The organism is Thermogladius sp. KZ2Tp1 (assembly GCF_051131135.1).
In the GTDB taxonomy this organism is placed as follows: Archaea; Thermoproteota; Thermoprotei_A; order Sulfolobales; family Desulfurococcaceae; genus Thermogladius.
Map to the genome: position 1 here is coordinate 1,121,818 of NZ_CP151274.1, position 16,750 is coordinate 1,138,567.

General features: G+C 59.3%; 20 protein-coding genes. 10 read left to right on the forward strand and 10 right to left on the reverse strand.

Features of this window, described 5'->3' with window-relative positions; translation table 11 throughout:
- Positions 1-57: 57 nt before the first annotated feature.
- The 4 genes from WLZ34_RS06230 to WLZ34_RS06245 are packed head-to-tail and all read left to right on the forward strand — an operon-like array spanning position 58 to position 1,775.
- Entirely contained in the window at positions 58-381 is a 324-nt protein-coding gene (locus tag WLZ34_RS06230; protein WP_428727101.1) for a DNA-binding protein, read from the forward strand.
- On the forward strand, positions 359-748 hold the full coding sequence (locus WLZ34_RS06235) for a hypothetical protein (protein ID WP_434731176.1): 390 nt from the start codon (positions 359-361) through the stop codon (positions 746-748). Before WLZ34_RS06230 ends, WLZ34_RS06235 begins: the two co-directional genes overlap by 23 nt.
- A 12-nt stretch (positions 749-760) precedes the next feature.
- Positions 761-1,036, forward strand: a complete 276-nt coding sequence (locus tag WLZ34_RS06240) for a hypothetical protein (RefSeq protein ID WP_434731177.1) — start codon at positions 761-763, stop codon at positions 1,034-1,036.
- The gene (locus WLZ34_RS06245; protein ID WP_434731178.1) at positions 1,026-1,775 is read left to right on the forward strand and encodes a DUF2192 domain-containing protein; all 750 of its coding nucleotides are present in this window, start codon (positions 1,026-1,028) and stop codon (positions 1,773-1,775) included. The genes WLZ34_RS06240 and WLZ34_RS06245 overlap by 11 nt, the downstream gene beginning before the upstream one ends.
- Here WLZ34_RS06245 and WLZ34_RS06250 read toward each other — a convergent pair.
- Positions 1,745-4,402 (reverse strand): ATP-dependent helicase, encoded by a 2,658-nt coding sequence (locus tag WLZ34_RS06250; protein WP_434731179.1) that lies wholly within the window; start codon positions 4,400-4,402, stop codon positions 1,745-1,747. The genes WLZ34_RS06245 and WLZ34_RS06250 overlap by 31 nt on opposite strands.
- A 53-nt stretch (positions 4,403-4,455) precedes the next feature.
- Entirely contained in the window at positions 4,456-5,859 is a 1,404-nt protein-coding gene (locus WLZ34_RS06255; RefSeq protein ID WP_434731180.1) for a glycosyltransferase, read from the reverse strand.
- A 60-nt stretch (positions 5,860-5,919) separates the two neighbouring features.
- On the opposite strand from WLZ34_RS06255, the gene WLZ34_RS06260 reads away from it, so the two are divergent.
- From WLZ34_RS06260 to WLZ34_RS06275, 4 genes are all read left to right on the forward strand, one after another.
- Positions 5,920-6,564, forward strand: coding sequence for an MBL fold metallo-hydrolase (locus WLZ34_RS06260; RefSeq protein ID WP_434731181.1), 645 nt, complete (start codon positions 5,920-5,922; stop codon positions 6,562-6,564).
- Positions 6,565-6,572: 8 nt separating this feature from the next.
- The gene (locus tag WLZ34_RS06265) at positions 6,573-6,758 is read left to right on the forward strand and encodes a hypothetical protein (RefSeq protein WP_434731182.1); all 186 of its coding nucleotides are present in this window, start codon (positions 6,573-6,575) and stop codon (positions 6,756-6,758) included.
- A gap of 167 nt (positions 6,759-6,925) precedes the next feature.
- Positions 6,926-7,177 (forward strand): hypothetical protein, encoded by a 252-nt coding sequence (locus tag WLZ34_RS06270; protein ID WP_428724551.1) that lies wholly within the window; start codon positions 6,926-6,928, stop codon positions 7,175-7,177.
- A gap of 10 nt (positions 7,178-7,187) precedes the next feature.
- Positions 7,188-8,000 (forward strand): PfkB family carbohydrate kinase, encoded by an 813-nt coding sequence (locus tag WLZ34_RS06275; RefSeq protein WP_434731183.1) that lies wholly within the window; start codon positions 7,188-7,190, stop codon positions 7,998-8,000.
- Positions 8,001-8,233: 233 nt separating this feature from the next.
- Here the strand turns inward: WLZ34_RS06275 and WLZ34_RS06280 are convergent, their stop codons facing one another.
- The 7 genes from WLZ34_RS06280 to WLZ34_RS06310 form a co-directional block, all read right to left on the reverse strand.
- Entirely contained in the window at positions 8,234-8,605 is a 372-nt protein-coding gene (locus tag WLZ34_RS06280) for a hypothetical protein (RefSeq protein WP_434731184.1), read from the reverse strand.
- A gap of 107 nt (positions 8,606-8,712) precedes the next feature.
- Positions 8,713-10,095, reverse strand: a complete 1,383-nt coding sequence (gene serS, locus WLZ34_RS06285) for a serine--tRNA ligase (protein ID WP_434731185.1) — start codon at positions 10,093-10,095, stop codon at positions 8,713-8,715.
- Between the two features lie 64 nt (positions 10,096-10,159).
- Positions 10,160-10,534: a metal-sulfur cluster assembly factor gene (locus tag WLZ34_RS06290; RefSeq protein ID WP_434731186.1), complete on the reverse strand. Its 375-nt coding sequence runs from the start codon at positions 10,532-10,534 to the stop codon at positions 10,160-10,162.
- 9 nt (positions 10,535-10,543) lie between these two features.
- Entirely contained in the window at positions 10,544-10,894 is a 351-nt protein-coding gene (locus tag WLZ34_RS06295) for a hypothetical protein (RefSeq protein ID WP_434731187.1), read from the reverse strand.
- On the reverse strand, positions 10,872-11,876 hold the full coding sequence (locus WLZ34_RS06300) for a ribose 1,5-bisphosphate isomerase (RefSeq protein ID WP_434731188.1): 1,005 nt from the start codon (positions 11,874-11,876) through the stop codon (positions 10,872-10,874). The genes WLZ34_RS06295 and WLZ34_RS06300 overlap by 23 nt, the downstream gene beginning before the upstream one ends.
- The gene (locus WLZ34_RS06305) at positions 11,869-12,807 is read right to left on the reverse strand and encodes a translation initiation factor eIF-2B (RefSeq protein WP_434731189.1); all 939 of its coding nucleotides are present in this window, start codon (positions 12,805-12,807) and stop codon (positions 11,869-11,871) included. Before WLZ34_RS06305 ends, WLZ34_RS06300 begins: the two co-directional genes overlap by 8 nt.
- The gene (locus tag WLZ34_RS06310) at positions 12,791-13,684 is read right to left on the reverse strand and encodes an ATPase (protein ID WP_434731190.1); all 894 of its coding nucleotides are present in this window, start codon (positions 13,682-13,684) and stop codon (positions 12,791-12,793) included. Before WLZ34_RS06310 ends, WLZ34_RS06305 begins: the two co-directional genes overlap by 17 nt.
- Positions 13,685-13,819: 135 nt before the next feature.
- Here WLZ34_RS06310 and WLZ34_RS06315 point away from each other — a divergent pair, with 135 nt between their 5' ends.
- Entirely contained in the window at positions 13,820-15,520 is a 1,701-nt protein-coding gene (locus WLZ34_RS06315) for a hypothetical protein (RefSeq protein ID WP_434731191.1), read from the forward strand.
- A gap of 29 nt (positions 15,521-15,549) precedes the next feature.
- Here the strand turns inward: WLZ34_RS06315 and WLZ34_RS06320 are convergent, their stop codons facing one another.
- Complete coding sequence (locus tag WLZ34_RS06320) at positions 15,550-15,987, reverse strand: metal-dependent hydrolase (protein WP_434731192.1); 438 nt, start codon at positions 15,985-15,987, stop codon at positions 15,550-15,552.
- 457 nt (positions 15,988-16,444) lie between these two features.
- Between WLZ34_RS06320 and WLZ34_RS06325 the strand changes: the two genes are divergently transcribed.
- The gene (locus tag WLZ34_RS06325) at positions 16,445-16,750 is read left to right on the forward strand and encodes a hypothetical protein (RefSeq protein WP_434731193.1); all 306 of its coding nucleotides are present in this window, start codon (positions 16,445-16,447) and stop codon (positions 16,748-16,750) included.

The window sequence follows — 16,750 nt, forward strand, 5'->3', positions numbered from 1 at the left end:
AGAGCTTCAAGGTATTTATGTTACCCAGAACTGGGTTTATTATTGTGATGAAGAACCATGAGTTTCCACTGGGTCAGCAGAGAGGCGAGGCTGAAGATAATCGACGTCCTCCTGTCATCTAGGAGTATAAAGCAGCTGGCCTCCGAGCTGGGCGTCTCCCCGACCGCTGTACGGAAGTACGTCTACAGGCGGGCGTACCCCGACGACGAAGTGATCTCCAGGGCTCTGAGCATACTGGCCCCCTACGAGAAAGAGAAGGTCATCGAAGTCCTGGTCGAAGACATATTAAGCTCGGTTAAGACCTTGATCACCATGATAGACGACCCGAGACTGAGGGAGAAGGCGAGAGAGAGGATAGTTGAGTCGGTCGCAGGGGAGTGAAGAAAAGAGGCCCTTACTAGCCACTGGGAGGGTCGTAGGCGACTACGAGACGCTCCTCAGGTACGTCGAGCTCGCGCGAGAGAGGGGTCTTAAGCCCGAGGACTACACCTTGACGAGGGAGGACATGGAGTACGCTATGCGGCTCTTCGAGGAACGGAGGAGCCTTTTGGAGGTGATCGACGCGTTGAAGAGGAAGTTCGCTGCCAGGCTGGACTGTAGGCTGGCCTCCGAGGCGATGAAACTCAGCAAGGGCGTGGAAGTGCCCGAGAACCAGGCCTGCGACTACGTGTCGTCCCTGTACGCAGGGTGGCTCGTCGAGGCGTGCGAGACGCTCGGGCTCGTCAGGCTTAGAGAGGAATGGAGGTAGAGGTGGCCGCGCGTGCCCCCCTCGAGGGAGCTTGTGGAGAGTCTGGTCGACGCGGGGATAAGATACCTGAAGAGGAGAATCGGGCACACGGAGCTCGCGGGAGTCGAGGTCAAGTCGTCCAAGATAAACTTGTTCTTCCGCGTTAGGGAGGAAAAAGTTGTTAAGGTTGTAATCAATATTAGGAAAAACACTGTTAGAGTCTACTCTGGTGCAGCGAGCCTGGACATAGGGCTGAAGAGAGTCCTCCAGAGGGTCTTGGAGTGGAGGGGTGACGCGAGTGGAGTCTAGCCCACACAGGGAGAGGGTCAAGCTAGCCGTCTACTTGCTGAGCAAGTTCATACACAACATCGAGAACATAGGGAGGGCGGACGCGGTCGAGATGCTGAGAAGGGAGTACGAGAGGCACGGCTTGAAGCCGATAATGGGGAAGTCCGTCCCCAGCGACATATACGACAAGGAGATGGCGACCATCTACGTGATAGCCAAGTACGGGCTCAACATCGACAGGGACTACCCAGAGGTCTTGAAGAAGATCTTCTACATCGAGGAGGCGCTCGAAGAGGCCCTGTCGAGCTTGATGAGCGGGGACAAGGAGAAGGCGAAGAGCATACTCAAGGGCGTTTCCCCCGCAAACGTCGTCGACAGCAACACGGTGGCCAGGATGCTGAGGCTCCCGCTCGTGAAGTTCGTACTGGGGTTCATGAGCGAAGAGGAGGTGGCGAAGGTGTTCAAGGCGGTCTCCGAGACTATGAGCGAGGAGGAGAAGACGATCAAGAGCTACGTCAGGTTCTTTATCGCGCTGAGGATAGCGGAGGGGATAAAGAAGGGCGAGATCAGGAACAGGACCTTTAAAGAGGCATTCAAAAGAGCACTAGCGATAAGGCTGGGGTTCCCCAAGTCGACTCCCAGCGACGACTACATAGCCGTCATAGCCGAGAACGTCTTCGGGGTCCCCAAAGAGAGGCTGCGGGAGGTGCTGTCGCTAGAGGAGGGGGGTCAGGAGACCTCCTCTACCCCGCCCACTTGAAGCTGTACGCCCAGCTTCTTCAGCTTCTCCATTACCTGGTCGTAGAGTATCGCGAGCATCCTCCTTATGTCCTCCATAAGCACCACGTCGCTGTAGCCGTGTACTACTATCGAGTGGGCGAAGGGGCTGGGCACGTCTACAGGACCGAAGAGCCTGACCTCTACCTCCCCCTCCCTCACCCACTCTAGGACCTTCCTGGCCTCGTCTATGTGCATGTAGTCCTCCAGGATCTCCCTGTACGTCTCTTTCAGGACGGGGAAGTTCTCTATCTCCTCGACGGCCTTGAGGAGCTCTTCGGCGTTCACCTGGAGCTTCTGGATGCTCCTCTCCACGTCCCTGTAGCGCCTGAGGAGCATAAACGACCTCGTAGCCACGTGCCTGAACCTCCTCTTCAGCAGCTCGGTTCTCCTCAAGACTCTGACCAGGATGTCGTAGAGCTCGTCGGGGTTTATCGACTTGAAGACCCCCACCCAGTCCGCGCCTGGGTGGCCCGGGAGGGTCAGCATGAAGCCGTTGTCGGTTACCGTGATCTTGACGTTGGCTCCCACAGCCCTAGAGACGATGTACGCGTACGCCCTAGACAGGGCGTCGTTGGCTCTCCTACCGAAGAGGCTGTGGACTATCACGTTGCGCCTGTCCTCCTCGTCGAAGACCTCGATCAAGATCAGCTTGTCGCTCGGTATGAGGCCCCCAGTGTAGCTGTACTGCTCCCAGACGTACTCCACGACGGACCTGGCGGCGTCCTTGTCTAGGTTGTACTCCTTCGCGACGAACCTCACCGCCTCCTCGAAGCCGTCTCTCGCGAGCTTGTCGGCTACTTCCCGCCTGAACCTCCCTACGAGCAGGGCCGAGTCGAAGGCTAGCGGGAGCATTTCGCTGAACCAGCTGGGCACGGTCGGCCTAGCCCCGTCCGCCCTCCTCACCAGGACCTTCAGCCCCTTGCTGCCGAGGTACTCGTAGACCCTGCCGCCCAAGACGAAGAGGTCTCCCGGCGCCAGGTACTCCACGAAGGCCTCCTCGAGGTCTCCCACGTACTTGCCCTCAGTAGTGAAGACGTGGGCCTTGCTCTCGTCGGGTATCACGCCCAAGTTGAGGTAGTAGATCATCCTCGTGCTCTTCTTCTTCCCGAACACCCCCTCCTCTTCGTCGAGCCATATCTTCGAGTAGACCTTGTTGTACTCGTAGAAGTCGCCGAGCTGGCCTGCGAGGTACTTCACAACGCTCACGAAGTCCTCGTAGGGTAGGTCGTGGAAGCTGTAGGACCTCCTGACCAGCTCGTACGCCTCCCCGAGGCTCCACTTCCTCTCGAGCGCCATCCCCACTACGTGCTGGGCCAGGACGTCTAGCGGGTTCCTGGGTATCCTTATCTTGTCGATCTTCCTCTCCATGGCCGCTTTAGCGAGGACAGCGCACTCGACTAGGTCGTCCCTGTCCACCACGATCAGCCTGCCCTTGCTCACCTCCCGTATGTGGTGCCCCGCACGGCCGACCCTCTGTAAAAGCCTCGTAACGCTCTTCGGGCTGCTGAGGAGCACCACGAGGTCTATGTGGCCGATGTCTATCCCCAGCTCCAGAGAAGTAGAGCTCACGACGCACTTCAGGGCCCCGTTCTTCAGCTTCTCCTCGATCTCCAGCCTCACGTCCCTGCTGAGGCTGCTGTGGTGGGCCTCAACCTCGTCGACGTCTACGACCTTCTCGCTCTCCATGATCTTCCTGAGCTTGTACACGACTCTCTCCGTGGCACTCCTGGTGTTCGTGAACACCAGCGTTGTCTTGTGCCTCTTGATCATCCCGATCAGGGCCTTGTATATAGCCTCGTTCACGGTCTCGGCTGGCGTGTGTATCAAGTCCTTGACGGGGGCGGTCACCCTTATGTCGACCGGCTTCGCGAACCTCGCGTCGACGATCACGCAGTCGCGGGGCTCGTCCCCGCCTCTGTAGCCCACGAGGAACAACGCGACGTCCTCTAAGGGGGCGATCGTCGCGCTGAGCCCTATCCTCTGGAGCTCTCTGCCCGTCAAATACTCGAGCCTCTCTATACTGAGGCTGAGGTGGCTACCGCGCTTACTGGAGGCCAGCTCGTGTATCTCGTCGACCACCACGACCCTAGCGTTCCTCAGTTTCTCGCTGAACTTTGGCGCGTTCAAGGACAGCGCCAGGCTCTCGGGGGTGGTTATTAGGATGTGAGGCGGGTCTCTCAGCATCCTCTGCTTCTCGCTCTGCTTGGAGTCGCTCGTCCTCACGGCGACCTTGATCTCCGGGAGTTCGACTCCCTGCCTCTTCGCCTCTTCCACGATCTCCTTGACCGGCTCGTAGAGGTTCCTCCTCATGTCGTTGTTCAGGGCCCTGAGAGGGCTGACGTAGACGACTACAATGCCGTCGGGGAGGCTCCCCTTCTCGAGGTACTCCTTGTACAGGTTGTTTATGATCCCGAGGAAGACGGCGAGCGTCTTACCCGTCCCCGTGGGCGAGGATATCAGGACATTCCGTCCCCGCATAATGTACGGTATGGCCATCCTCTGCGGCGGGGTCATCTTGCCGTACTTCCGCGTAAACCAGGCTCTCACGAAAGGCAGCAGCATGCCCAGGACTTCGTCGTCGCTGAGGTTGTCCTTGGCATACTCCATTAGAAACCGCGACCCCTCCAACCTACTATTCTACGGTTTGGATTTAAACCGGGCTATTTCAACCCGATAATATCTCTAGGCCACCTTATTAAAGTATATACAACGCTGACCGTGTACATTCCTGTAATAAGAGACAGCAGGACGTACCTACGGAGAGCGACAAGGGACAAGACGACGGCTAGAGCTACTAGCAGCGCCAGCTCCCCGGAGACCCCTTTCCCGCGCAGCCTCCTCTCGAAGAGCCCTTTCGGGGTCCTCTTGTACTCCTGTCTCACCCTGGCAAGGGCCTTCGCCACACCCCTGAGTATCGGCACCGACAACGCGACTGTGACGGCGGCCAGTCTCCCCTGGTTAACAGCGCTCTCCCTCAACCCGGCTCTCAGGGTGTGGGCTTCCACAGCAGCGAAGAGGGCCTGGGAGAACAGCCAAGCCCCGGCAACCAACGCGTACTTGGCGGCGTAGTCCACTCCTCCCAGGAGGCTCGCGGCCACGGTGACGGCGAAGCCGACCCAAAGGAGGAGGACTACGGTGTACTGGCTCAAGAACAGCGCCGACTCGAACTTGCTGACCAGGCTGACCGGACTCCTCAGGAGGGCGCCGAGCCTCGCGAGCAGTACGTCCGTAGCCCCGTAAGCCCACCTCTCCTGCTGCACCCTCAAGGAGCTGTACCTCGTTGGGGCCTCGACGTAGACCCTACACGAGTCTATGTATTCAACCCTGTAGCCCATCCCGTACAGCCTCACGCCCAAGTCCATGTCGTCCTGTATCCTCTCCTCGTCCCACCCGCCAAGCCCCTTCAGCACGCTCGCCTTGAATAGAGTACCGGTGCCGAGGGGGAAGATGTCGAGCGAGAGGGCGGACCTCGCCTTGAACAGCACGTTAACTACGTACTCCATGTTGTACGCCAGCGCCTCGCTGAGCCTGCTGCCCTTGTTCCACACGCTCCACCTCCCCACAACGCCTGCCAGCCTCTCGCTAGACTTGAGTAGAGAGACCCCTCTCAGTACGAGGCAGGGGTCGAAGAAGGAGTCGACGTCCATCACGTACACGTACTCCCCTGTGGAGGCGGACAGGCCCACGTTGAGGGCGCCCGCCCTAAACCCCCTCGGCTCGCTCCTCCACACGTAGTAGACCCTGAGCCTCCCCCTCCACTCGTCTACGAGCCTCCTCAGGTACTCGAGGAACTCGGGCGGGTCGTCGGAGACTACGATCACCTCGACGTTCACAGTACTGCTCAGCTCGCTCACTCTCTTCAGCGCCGCCTCGACGTAGTCGGGGGGCTCCCCCTTCACGGGTATAATGATGGACACCGTCTCGCCTAGGTAGGCTTCTGACCCCCTCTTCTCGGAGTACCTCTTAGAGTAGAGGCCGAGTAGGCTGTAGAACGCGAAGAACAGCGTCTGCGGCAGGAGAAACAGGGCTACCCCAACCAGCCCAGCCAAGTCGAGTGGGCTCAAACCTGGCACCAGGTAGACTTAATAGATAGCCCGCAGCTATTTTAGTGTGAGGGGGCTGTTTTGGTCACCGTTACGTGGCACGGGCACGCGTGCGTGTCTATAACTCTCTCCAACGGCTACACTGTCGTCATAGACCCCCACGACGGGGGCAGCCTGGGCTTAAAGCCCCCATCGGTCAAGGGCGACCTAATACTCGTCACGCACACCCACTTCGACCACAACGCCGTGGAAGTTGTGAGGAAGGACAAGAGCAGGGTCCTAATGGAGTTCGCAGGCGAGAGCAGGCTCGACGACGTGGTGGTTAAGGGCTTTGTGACGTACCACGACAAGGCGCAGGGGAGGCGGCGAGGGAAGAACTACGTCTACGTGGTGCGGGCAGAGGGTGTCAGGGTAGCTCACCTAGGGGACATAGGGCACGTGCCTTCGGGCGACGTCTTAACAGAGCTGGCCGGCGTAGACCTGTTAATGCTCCCCGTCGGCGGGATTTTCACCATAGACGCGAGAGAGGCCTGGGAGACCGTCGAGAAGGCTAAGCCCGTCAACGTCATGCCTATACACTACTGGGTGAAGGGGCTGAACCTGCCTATAGCCCCCGTCGACGAGTTCCTGAAGCTCGTTAGAGGCTACGAGGTGGTCAGGCTCCCCACCAACACCTTCAAGCTGGAGGAGTACAAGGGCAAGGTCGTCGTCCCTTCACCGCCTTAGTGGTGGACTTGAGCGAGGAGGTAAAGCACTACGAGTCGGTAGGGACCGAGCTCGAGGCTATTAGAGAGGCGAGCCTGGAGTTCATGGTCAAGAAGATGTACTTGAAGAGAGTAGATGCGGAGAAGAGGGTTAACGAGATATTGTTGATCTGGAACGTTATAAGAGACTACTTCAGATGGTTTAAGACTAGGTGATGACTACTTTAGGCCGCCGAGTTGGAGGCGATGAAGAGGGATCAACCGGCTGAGTACACGCGTGCCGACCGGCTAAAGCCCCGACACCCGGGCTCTCCGTCTTCGGGGCCTGCCTGGTTTAAGCCGGCCTGGCTCCGATATTGGCATTGAGGGCACTAGGTGGTCGAATGAGCTACACATGGGAGCCACGCTGGGAGAAGTTCAGGGTTGAGTCGCACGGGATAGTCTTCTGGACGTGTCGCGACAGGATAACCGGGATGATCACCTGCCCGATATGCGTCAACGCCCGGGAGACCTGCCTCGGCGGGGGCACAGGTAAGGGGAAGCAAGAGCCGGTCTTCTTCTACACAGTCGAAGACCTCATATACCACATACGGGACTACCACGCGAGGAGCGCGTTCAGGGCTAAGTCTCGCTAGGGGGCGGGAGTTGCGTGGAAGAGTCTGCGTCTACGGGAACCCCACAGTCGACGTTATCGTGACGAGCCGCGGGGTCGCGGTTAGGACCGGCGGCGGGGTCTACTACACCGCGCTCTCTCTTCTCGACGAGGGCGTTAAATCAGAAGTCTACTCCGTGGGCCCCCACTGGCTCTTCCTAGTCAACGGGCTGATGGAGTTCAAAGCGAACCCCTCCTACTCGGCCTCCCCGATGGTGTTCAGGATAACCTACCTCGACACGGAACGGGTGATGGAAGTCGCGGAGATGTCCCCTCAACTCAGCGGTGTAGACGAGCACTCAGGCTCGTGCTACACGGTGGTCAACCCCGTGCTGGGGGAGGTTACGCCGAGCCTGTTGAAGAGCTTGAGGACCAAGTCGATCGTCCTAGCAGGTGACGTACAGGGCTTTGTGAGGGAGAGGAGGCTGGGCCCGCTCGCCTTGAGGGGGAGCCCGGACGTGCGCGAGCTCATAGGCGTTTTCGACGTGCTACACATGGACACAGCTGAGCTCCTCGCGTTGACCGGGTCGAGCAGTAAGGACGAGGCTCTCGGGAGGCTGCGTAAGCTACTACGAGACGGCTACGTAGTCGTAACGGAGGGGTTCAAGCCGCCTGTAGTCGTCCACAGGAAGGGTTTCGAGGTAGTCGGGCAGGAGCGGGTGAGGGTAGGGGACAAGACGGGGTCCGGGGACTACTTCCTGGCCAGGTTGTTCGTTGGAGTCGTTGAGGGGCTGCCAGTGAGGGAGGCCGTCGAGTACGCGCTCGAGGAGACGGACAAGTGGCTCTTGGAGAGGGAGAAAAGGTAGTGCTTCATCGCGGGGCTCCACCCTACTTAAGCTCTCTAAAAAGCCCTGTACTCTAAACGCGACTGCTGGAATCCTAAGGTTACTCGTTTGGTGGTCTGCTCGTTTACTGTGTACTGAAATAGCCATACGAGCCCGCTGAAAGCTAGCGGGCTTTACCCAAATCGCCCTGGGTAGAGCCCCGCTCTGCAATTCTGCTTTTGTTTAAAGACCCTTATAAGCGTGAGAATAGGAGTCTAGACGTAGGCAATAGCTACTTCACGAAACCCCTCTTCACCCCGCGACCCGTACACGGCTGCCTCCTCGCTCCTCGGCCTCGTCTTGAGGCCCAGCCTGTCCTCTATCGCGTTCACGAGCTCTTCTTCTGTAGGCGACCTCCCTATGAACATCAGCCTCCCGTTGACGAAGACCTTGGGGTAGTCCGAGGCCTCCGCTAGCATGGGGTCGAGGAGCCAGTCGTGAGAGGGCGTCACGACGACCCAGATACCCCTCTCGAGCATCTTCTCAGCGACACCCCATGCCACCTTCAGTGCCTTGTCGCTCTCCTCGTCGAACCCCAGTACCAGGTATACCTCTACCTTGATGTCCGGCTCCTCCAACAAGACCACGCCCTGTCACAGGCTAAACTAGACCCGGGATCTCTTTTAAAGTGCTGAGCGGGCGTTGATCGCTACGCGCCCGGTGGGCACAAAAGGCTGGGCTATAGGAGAGCGCCTCACGCTACTTTCTCTCTCTTAACGGGGTGTATAGCGTCCTTTGGGGCCTTGCTGAAGGGCTCGAGGTACCTCCTCAGAGCCTTGGGCACGACTACCACGCCGTCCGGCTCCTGGTAGTTCTCGAGTATGCTCGTTATAGTCCTTGTGCTGGCTATAGCCGTCGAGTTCAGCGTGTGGACGTACTCCTTCACCATCCCCTTCCTCCTCACAAGCCTGATCTTCAGCCTGTAGGCCTGCCAGTCCGTCACGTTGCTGCAGCTCACCATCTCCCTGTAAAGGCCCTGGGCGGGCATCCAGGTCTCGAGGTCGTACTTCTTCGCAGCGGGGGCTCCAAGGTCCCCGCTGGCTATGTTCACAACCCTGTACGGGAGCTCCAGGCCCTTGAACAGCTCCTCGGCGTTGTTTATCAGCCCCTCCATTACGTCCCAGCTCTCCTCGGGTTTAGCGAACACGAACTGCTCGACTTTGTGGAACTGGTGGACGCGGAAAATACCCTTCAAGTCCCTGCTGCCGGCCCCCGCCTCCTTCCTGAAGCACGGGCTGACACCCACGTACTTCAAGGGGAGGGCCTCCTCGGGTATGTCCTCGTCGGCGTGTAGTGCGGCTAGGCTGTGTTCTGCGGTGGCGATCAGGTACAGGTCCTCGCCCTCCACCTTGTATATGGCGTCTTTGAAGGTCGCGTAGTCTAAGACGCCCTGTATGTACTTGAACCTCAGCATGTACGGGGGTAGGACGAGGGTGTAGCCCTTCGACGTCAGGTAGTCTATAGCGTACGCGAGTAGGGCCATGTCCAGGAATACTACGTCGTCGAACAGGTAGTAGAACCTGCTACCCGCCACCTCGCCCGCTTTAACCGTATTGCCGAGCCCCAGCACGTTCTCGAGCATGTCGGCGTGCCCAACAGGCTTCCAGTCGATCAGCTCGTAGTCGACCTTGAACCCGTACCTCTCGGTCTGCTGCTTGAACTGCTCTAGGAACCCCGTCCAGACCCTGGGCCTCCCGTAGAACCTGACCGGGACGTTGTACGAGTCGTCTGGGCCGATCGGGACGCTCTCGTGGACGATGTTCGGGAGCCTTAGCAGTATCTCCTCCCTCCTCGCCTCGACCTCGCTGAGCTTCTTCTCGTACACCTCGATGAGGGACAGGAGCTCCTTGGCCTCCTTGATCTTCTCCTCTCTCTCCGGGCCCTGTAGCCTCGAGACCTCCCTGCTGATCACGTTGTGCTTGTGCCTGAGCTCCTGTATCTCCGCGAGCATCCTCCTCCACTCCAAGTCCGCCTTGAGGGCCTCGTCGACTATGGAGACGTCCATGAACCTCTTCTTTACGTGGTTCTTCAGCTCCTCAGGGTTCTCCCTGAGAAGTTTGAGTATACTCCAGCTCACGTAGCTCGCCCCGGTTCACAATGTGAATTGAAAGGGAGACGGATTGTAAAAATCTTTTTGGTCGCTAGAACTCGAACCTCTCCGACTCCAACTGTCTCTTGTACTCCTCCACTATGTCGTAGCCGAACCTCTCCTTGAACATCCTCCTGCCCTTCTCGGTCATCATCAGCGGGTTCCACGGGGGGTCGTAGACGAGCTCTATTTCAACCTCAACCCCCAGCTTCTTCTTCAACTCCTCCTCGACCATGAGCGGCAGTATGTTGGCGAGAGGGCAGAACGGGGTGGTCAGAGTCATTCTTACCTTGACCTTGTTCCCGCCGACCTCGAGGCCGTATATCATCCCCAGGTTGTAGACGTCTATCCCTATCTCCGGGTCTGCTATGGTCTCGAGGACCTCTATGACCCTCTTCTTGAGCTCGTCGTTGGACGGCCCGCTCATGGAGGACACCTACAAGCCCAGCAGCCTCCTCCACCAGCTCCTCTTCTCGGGCTTGGCCGAGGGGATCCCGTAGGCGGCCCTCATGAACTCCCTATAGGCTCCCGTGGGGTTCGCCGAGTAGAACTTGGCTAGGCTGTGGAGGGTCTTCAACTCGTCTACCGTGGCGTAGTCCAGGGGTATCCCCTTGTAGCCGTTGCTCTCCCACTCCTTGTTCAGCCTGTCCATTATCGACTGCACTCTCTCGTCGCTGTAGAACGCCATCTTGACCTCCACGTCCCTGCTCTCGTCTATCAGCCTTACGATCTCGCTCTTCAGCTTGGCCACCTCTTCGCTCATCTCAATCCTCCACAAGGTCTTCAAACCTAAGCTTTGTTAAACCAGCCTGTTTAATCTTATCGATCGCCCAGCCGAGCCTCTCAGTCAAGACCATGATGGCCGCCTGCGGCGGGATCACACCGACCTCCGTGATCACAGCGTCAACGTACTCGGGGGGAGTGACGTCAAAGGACGGGTTGAGAACCCTCACGTTCTTGTGCTTCTCCAACCACTCCCGGGGGACCACCTCGGTGGGGTCCCTGAACTCTATCGGCACCAGCTCTCCTATAACGGTCATCGGGGAGAACTTGTAAGTCTCAGCCGCGACGAACACCCTGACCCTAGCCTCGTGAGCGGCCAGCGCGACCTGGCTAGTCCCTACCTTGTTCACTACTGCCCCGTTGCTCGTTATCGTGTCGGCGCCGATCACGACCTGGTCGACCTCGTGCATGATGTACCTCACAGCACTGTCCGGGATCTGAACGACCGGCACCCCGTTCTCGAGCAGCTGCCTCGTAGTTATCCTCCCCTGGTAGAAGGGCCTCGTCTCCGTGCTGTAGACCTTCACCACCCTCCCCTGCTTGTAGGCCTCCGTTATCACCGACACCGCTGCCGTGCTGTGGCAGTGCGTTAGTATGACGGAGTTCTCCCTGATCCTCTTGCTCCCGAACTCGGCTATCCTTTTCACAGCGTTGAGGCTGTCTTCGATGAACCTGTTTGCTGCGTCTACCACCCCCCTCCTCAGCTCGTCGAAGTCGCTTGTCTCCCGGAACACCGCCTGCATAACGTACATGACGGCGTTGGGTAGGCTCACCGCGGTCGGCCTCGTCTCTATAAGGGTGTCCGCTACCTTAGCCATGTACCTCCTGAAGACGGAGGGCTCTCTCTCGCCTTGGTACTTCTCCGCGGCTATCCTCAGGGCCTCGGCAGCAGACCTCGCTATCTTACCAGCACCCCTGATCCTCATCGACCTTATCCCCTCGGCTATGTCCAGCACCTCCTGGGGTATGGTGCTCAACTCAACCACCTCCCAACAACTCGGCGAAGAGCGTGTCCAGGGGCTTCAACTGCGGGGGGTAGGTCCCGTAGATCGTCTTGACCAGGATAGGGATCGACTGGGGCGGGTAGAGGCCTAGCTCGGTCGCTATGCCGTCGACCATGTTCGGGGGAGTGACGTCGTAGAGAGGGGCCCTAGCAGTGTACTTCTCGGGCATCGCCCTCCTCGTCTCCTCGTCCATGAGGAGCCTCCAGTCGCCCTCGGGCAGCTTTACCAACTCGCCGTAGATCGTCTCGAGGCTGATCTTGAGCGTCGGCGCTATCGCGAAGAACCTGACCCTGGCCTCGCTAGCGGCGAGCGCCATCAGGCTCGTGCCGGCCTTGCTGACTATGGCCCCGTTCACGGCCACGGCCTCCGCGCCCGACACTACTTTGTCAACGTTCTTCATAAAGAACCTCGCAGCGGAGTCGACGACGAGGTACGTCTCAACCCCGAGCTTGTCGAGGTAGTCTGCGAGTACGAGCCCCTCCATGCCGGGCCTGGACTCGAGGACGTAGACGCTGAACTTGACCTTGTTCCTCACGAGTATCTCGAAGAGCCTCCTCACGGCCACACTATTGCTGTTCGTCATGACGACGTCCCCGTCGACGACGCGCTTAGCCATCACCTCGCCGGCGGCCCACAAAGCCTTGTCGTACCTGTCCCTGAACCCCCCGAAGAACTCCCGGACACCCGTGCACCCGTTCTCCCTAATGTAGTTCAGGATGGACCTGATCGTGTTGAACAGGCCGGCGGAACCCGGCCTCTCCCTGGCGTAGAGGAGGTACTTCTCCTTGAGGAACCTCACGAGGTCTCTGCAGTCCCTCCCACCGGCCACCTTGAGAGACTCGTTCAAGAGGTCCATTAAAAGCTCACTACCCGTAGCCCTCGGGGCGAAACCGTGCTTAGAAAGCTCGCTCATCCCGTCCACGCACTCCAGTTATTGTATCAAGTATATCGCTCACGCTTCTTTTAAACTCAGCACCGTGACCCAGCTGATGGACGTCGAAAACCTTGATCGGCCTCCCGGCTATCTCGACTACGCTCAAGGAGCGAACGACCCACGGCCTTCCAGGGGCGATCACCTCGACGGCTCTACAGTACTTCCGCCCGTCGTACAGCGCCGCTCTCGTGGGCGCTACGACGACGACGTAGTCGGCTGCGCAAGAGCCGGGTGTCGGCGCCGAGACGTCGTTGTACCCCTCGATGACCAGGTGGTCGTAGCCCCCGAGCAGCTCGAGGAAGCGGTCTACCTCAGCGTAAGTCGACGGGTCGTCTAAGAGCTTCTCGAGACCTCTCGCGGCGGTTCTCTCGATGGCCCCTCCGCCCGCGACGGCCTCCACTACCCTCGAGAGGAGCTCGGCCGAAACAGGCGACAGCCTGGCAACGTTGTCCTCGACCATGTAGTACACGTGCTCGACGACGCCCCCTCTCAACCTTGTGAAACGCGCCATCACGGCCGTACCTAGGCTGGAGCTCATCAAGTCCACGTAGCCTCTAGGCGTCGTCTTCGCGCTGAAGGGGTCGATCGGTAGTGAGAGGACGTCGACCGGGTTTAAGATGGCGGCTTTTTCGGTAAGCCCGAGCCTCTCGGCCACCACGTAAACGTCGTGGCCCACCAGGACACCTAGCGAGACTGTGTACTCGAGGGTGTCTGCCTGAAACCACCCGTTGTGGCCGGCCACCGGCTTGAAGTAACCGGCTTTGAGACCCCTCTCCTTCATCTCCTCGACGAGCCCCAAGACGAGCGTCGTCTTCCCAGACTCGAACGGGAGTAGGCCTGCGACGAGCAGCCTCATGGCCGGGACAGGGCCTCGCCCTCTCTTTGCTGAAGCCCAGCACCGAATTAAACTGTTCGCGTGGGCGATCCGCCTCTCTAGGTAGTCTTTTTAATTTCGTGTGCTGTTTAAACTAGGATTAACGGTGGTACAGCTGTGAGTAGAGCTTACCCCGTGCTAGTAGTATTGGTCATCGCGTTGTCGTTGTTGGCCGGCGGAGCCCCGGTGGAGTCCCAGAACCTATCGCAGGTCATGAGGCTGATCGTAGTGTACGCCCCCGGTGCGGACCTAGGCCTGCTGAACGCGACGGGGGCTCTCAGCGCCAACAGCACGGTTGTCGAGCTCGTGAGACCTCAGCCCCCCTACGACTACCTCTACCACCTGCTTAAGCTCGTTGACCCCTCGCTCGGCCTCGAGACCGTAGTGGTGAACGAGACGACGGCTCTCGTCGACAACAAGCCGGTCGACCTCGCCTCAGCTGTCAACCAGTCCTACGTCAACGAGGTATGGGGAGGGAACTTCACGGTGTTCATAGGGGTGCCTGGTGTCGACCCGAACTCGACGGCCATGAGTATAAACCCGTACTTCAACATTACAGGCAACTACATACCCCCACAGCTGTTCACAGTGGACGTCAACGGGAGCGTCTACTGGAGCGCCCTCAACACGTCGATCGTCTTGACAAACACGAGTAGCGGCCTGACGCTCAACCTCACCAACTACGACGTCGTACAGCAGTTCGACAACAAGACGCTGGAGACCCCGAGCTTCGCGGTCTCGGTGCCCTCAGGGCTGAACGTCTCCCAGGGGATGTACTACCTCAAGTTCAAGATAGTCTCTATCTCGGGCAGCAAGGCCACGCTCTTCTTCCCAGGGGCGCTCAAGTCCAGCGGGTGGCTCAACAGCTTCTACGGCAGCTTCACCGAGCCCGTCGTCCTACTCGAGCTCTACCCCCGGGACCTGCTCAGGTCTCTACCGCTCGACGCCCTTGTCTGGGCGTACAACCAGTCCTGCAGGTTCTATAGCGCCCTAGTCGTCAAGGCCACCTGGTACACTAGCGGCGGCGTCTACTTGATGTACTACCCGTTGTTCCAGAGGCTCAGCGCTCTAAAGGGCCTGGTGGACGAGAATACCTACAACACCCTCTTGAACACGACTGTAACCAACGTCCTATCCATCGTGAACGACTTCCGCACCTTCCTAGGGGTCAACTCAACGGTCGTAGTCTACAGCCCGTTCACAGTGGTCGCGGGCGGGGCTAGCATAGGGCTCCCAGTCGTCCAGCCGGGTGTTTACGACGCCACGTCGAGCCCGGAGACTATAAGCTCGCTGGTAGCCCAGGGCTACAGCCTGGACGTGGTCAGGTCCGGCACGAGGGTCCTGGTCGAGGTGAGGGATTACAGTAAGCTGGGGTACTCGGAGGGTCTCGCCCTCGTACTCAGGCCGGCGGGCTTCAACCAGACGCTGGCACTCGGCGGCGTGGTAGACCAGAAGGTGTTCGAGACGCTCCTGCTCTCGTACTCGAGGCTCTACTACCCCTCCGCCTCGGCGCTCGTCTCGACAGGCTTCCAGATGCAGGGCTACATCGACAACTTGACAAAGACGGTCGACAGCCTCAGGACGCAGGTGGCCAGCCTGAACGAGACGGTCAACGTCCTGCTGGTCAACGCGGGGAGCTGCAACGCGTCTGTTGCGAACCTGACCGTGAAGCTCAACGAGTACGAGAGCAGGGTCGGGCAGGCGGAGAACATGCTCAACCAGGCCAGGCTCTACGTGACGATGGGTCTAGCCGCTGTAGTGGTCCTCAACGTGGGTCTATACGTAGTCTTGAGAAGGGGCCTCAAGTACGCCGGCTGACGCCTAGCCTGCCTTAACACGCGGGTTTTTCACCACGTCTTGAGAGCCGCGTAGACTAGTAGGCCGCTGATCATCCAGGCGAGAGCCTCCCCCTTCCAGTCCCCCGACTTGAGAAGCCTCGGGCCGTACATCCTCCTACTGAAGGGGTAGAGCAACGCGACGCCCTTGAGAGTCAGGGAGTCGAGGAGCAGGTGGCTCAGCCAGCCAGCGAGGAAGCACGCCGAGCCCAGGATCCGCGTCCGCGCGTCCACCCCCGCCATGGCCAGGACCGAGTAGAGGCCTAGAGAGACTATCGAGGACGACAGCAGGTTGTGGAGGGCTACCCTGTGGGCGTAGCGAAGGTCGAAGTCCGGGAAGACGCCGCCGAGAACCCCGAGAAACGAGAGTAGAAACACGTCGGAGACGGAGAGCCTACCGACTAGGAGCCCCGCTGAAAGCCCAACCATTGCGTGAGAGAGCCTCCTCAACGCGACCCGCCGCGCCGGCAGCGAGCTAACAGTGTTTATGCGGTCCCGCAATAAATGTGCATACGCGGGGTGCGAAAACAAGGCGCTCGAGAGCACGTTCCACGAGACCTCGCGAGCGCCGATACCGCCCCTTAGTGTGATGGTGCTACGAGGACGCGCAGTACCGGGACCCGGCCAGGCAACTGGGTGAAGTCGACAACCGTGTGTGAGTCCTAGTGAACGACCAGAGGAGTCTCCGCAAAGTCGCCAAGCCGGACGAGTAGTACGCGGCGTCCAGGCTCCGGTAGACCTCCACGTGATTTTGCCACAGTTCCCTAGACGCCGTTTATCGACCTAGGAAGAGGTCGTGGAAGTCTTAAAGATCCATCACCCCGTTTTTGCCCACGCGTATGTTATAAAAACCCCTTCGCGTAATAGAGCTAGACTGTAGTGCTCAAGGGTAGCTGGGTGTTGCTTATTGAGCGACCTTGTGTCCAGTATAGAGGCGGAGGCCCTCAAGATCTTGGAGGAGGCTAAGAGGAAGGCTGAGGAGATAGTGGAGAACGCGAGGAGGAAGGCGGAGGAGATCCTGAGAGACAGGTCCTACGAGGCGATCATAGCCGAGGAGAAGAGGAGGCTGGAGGAGGAGGTCGAAAAAGAGGTGGAGAGGATAACGGCTGAGGCGGAGGAGAAGGCGAGGGCGCTAAGAGAGAGGGCGGCCCCGAAGGTGGAGGCCTGGGCGAAGAAGCTGGCGTCTCTCGTAGCAGGCGTAGAGGTCGGCTGA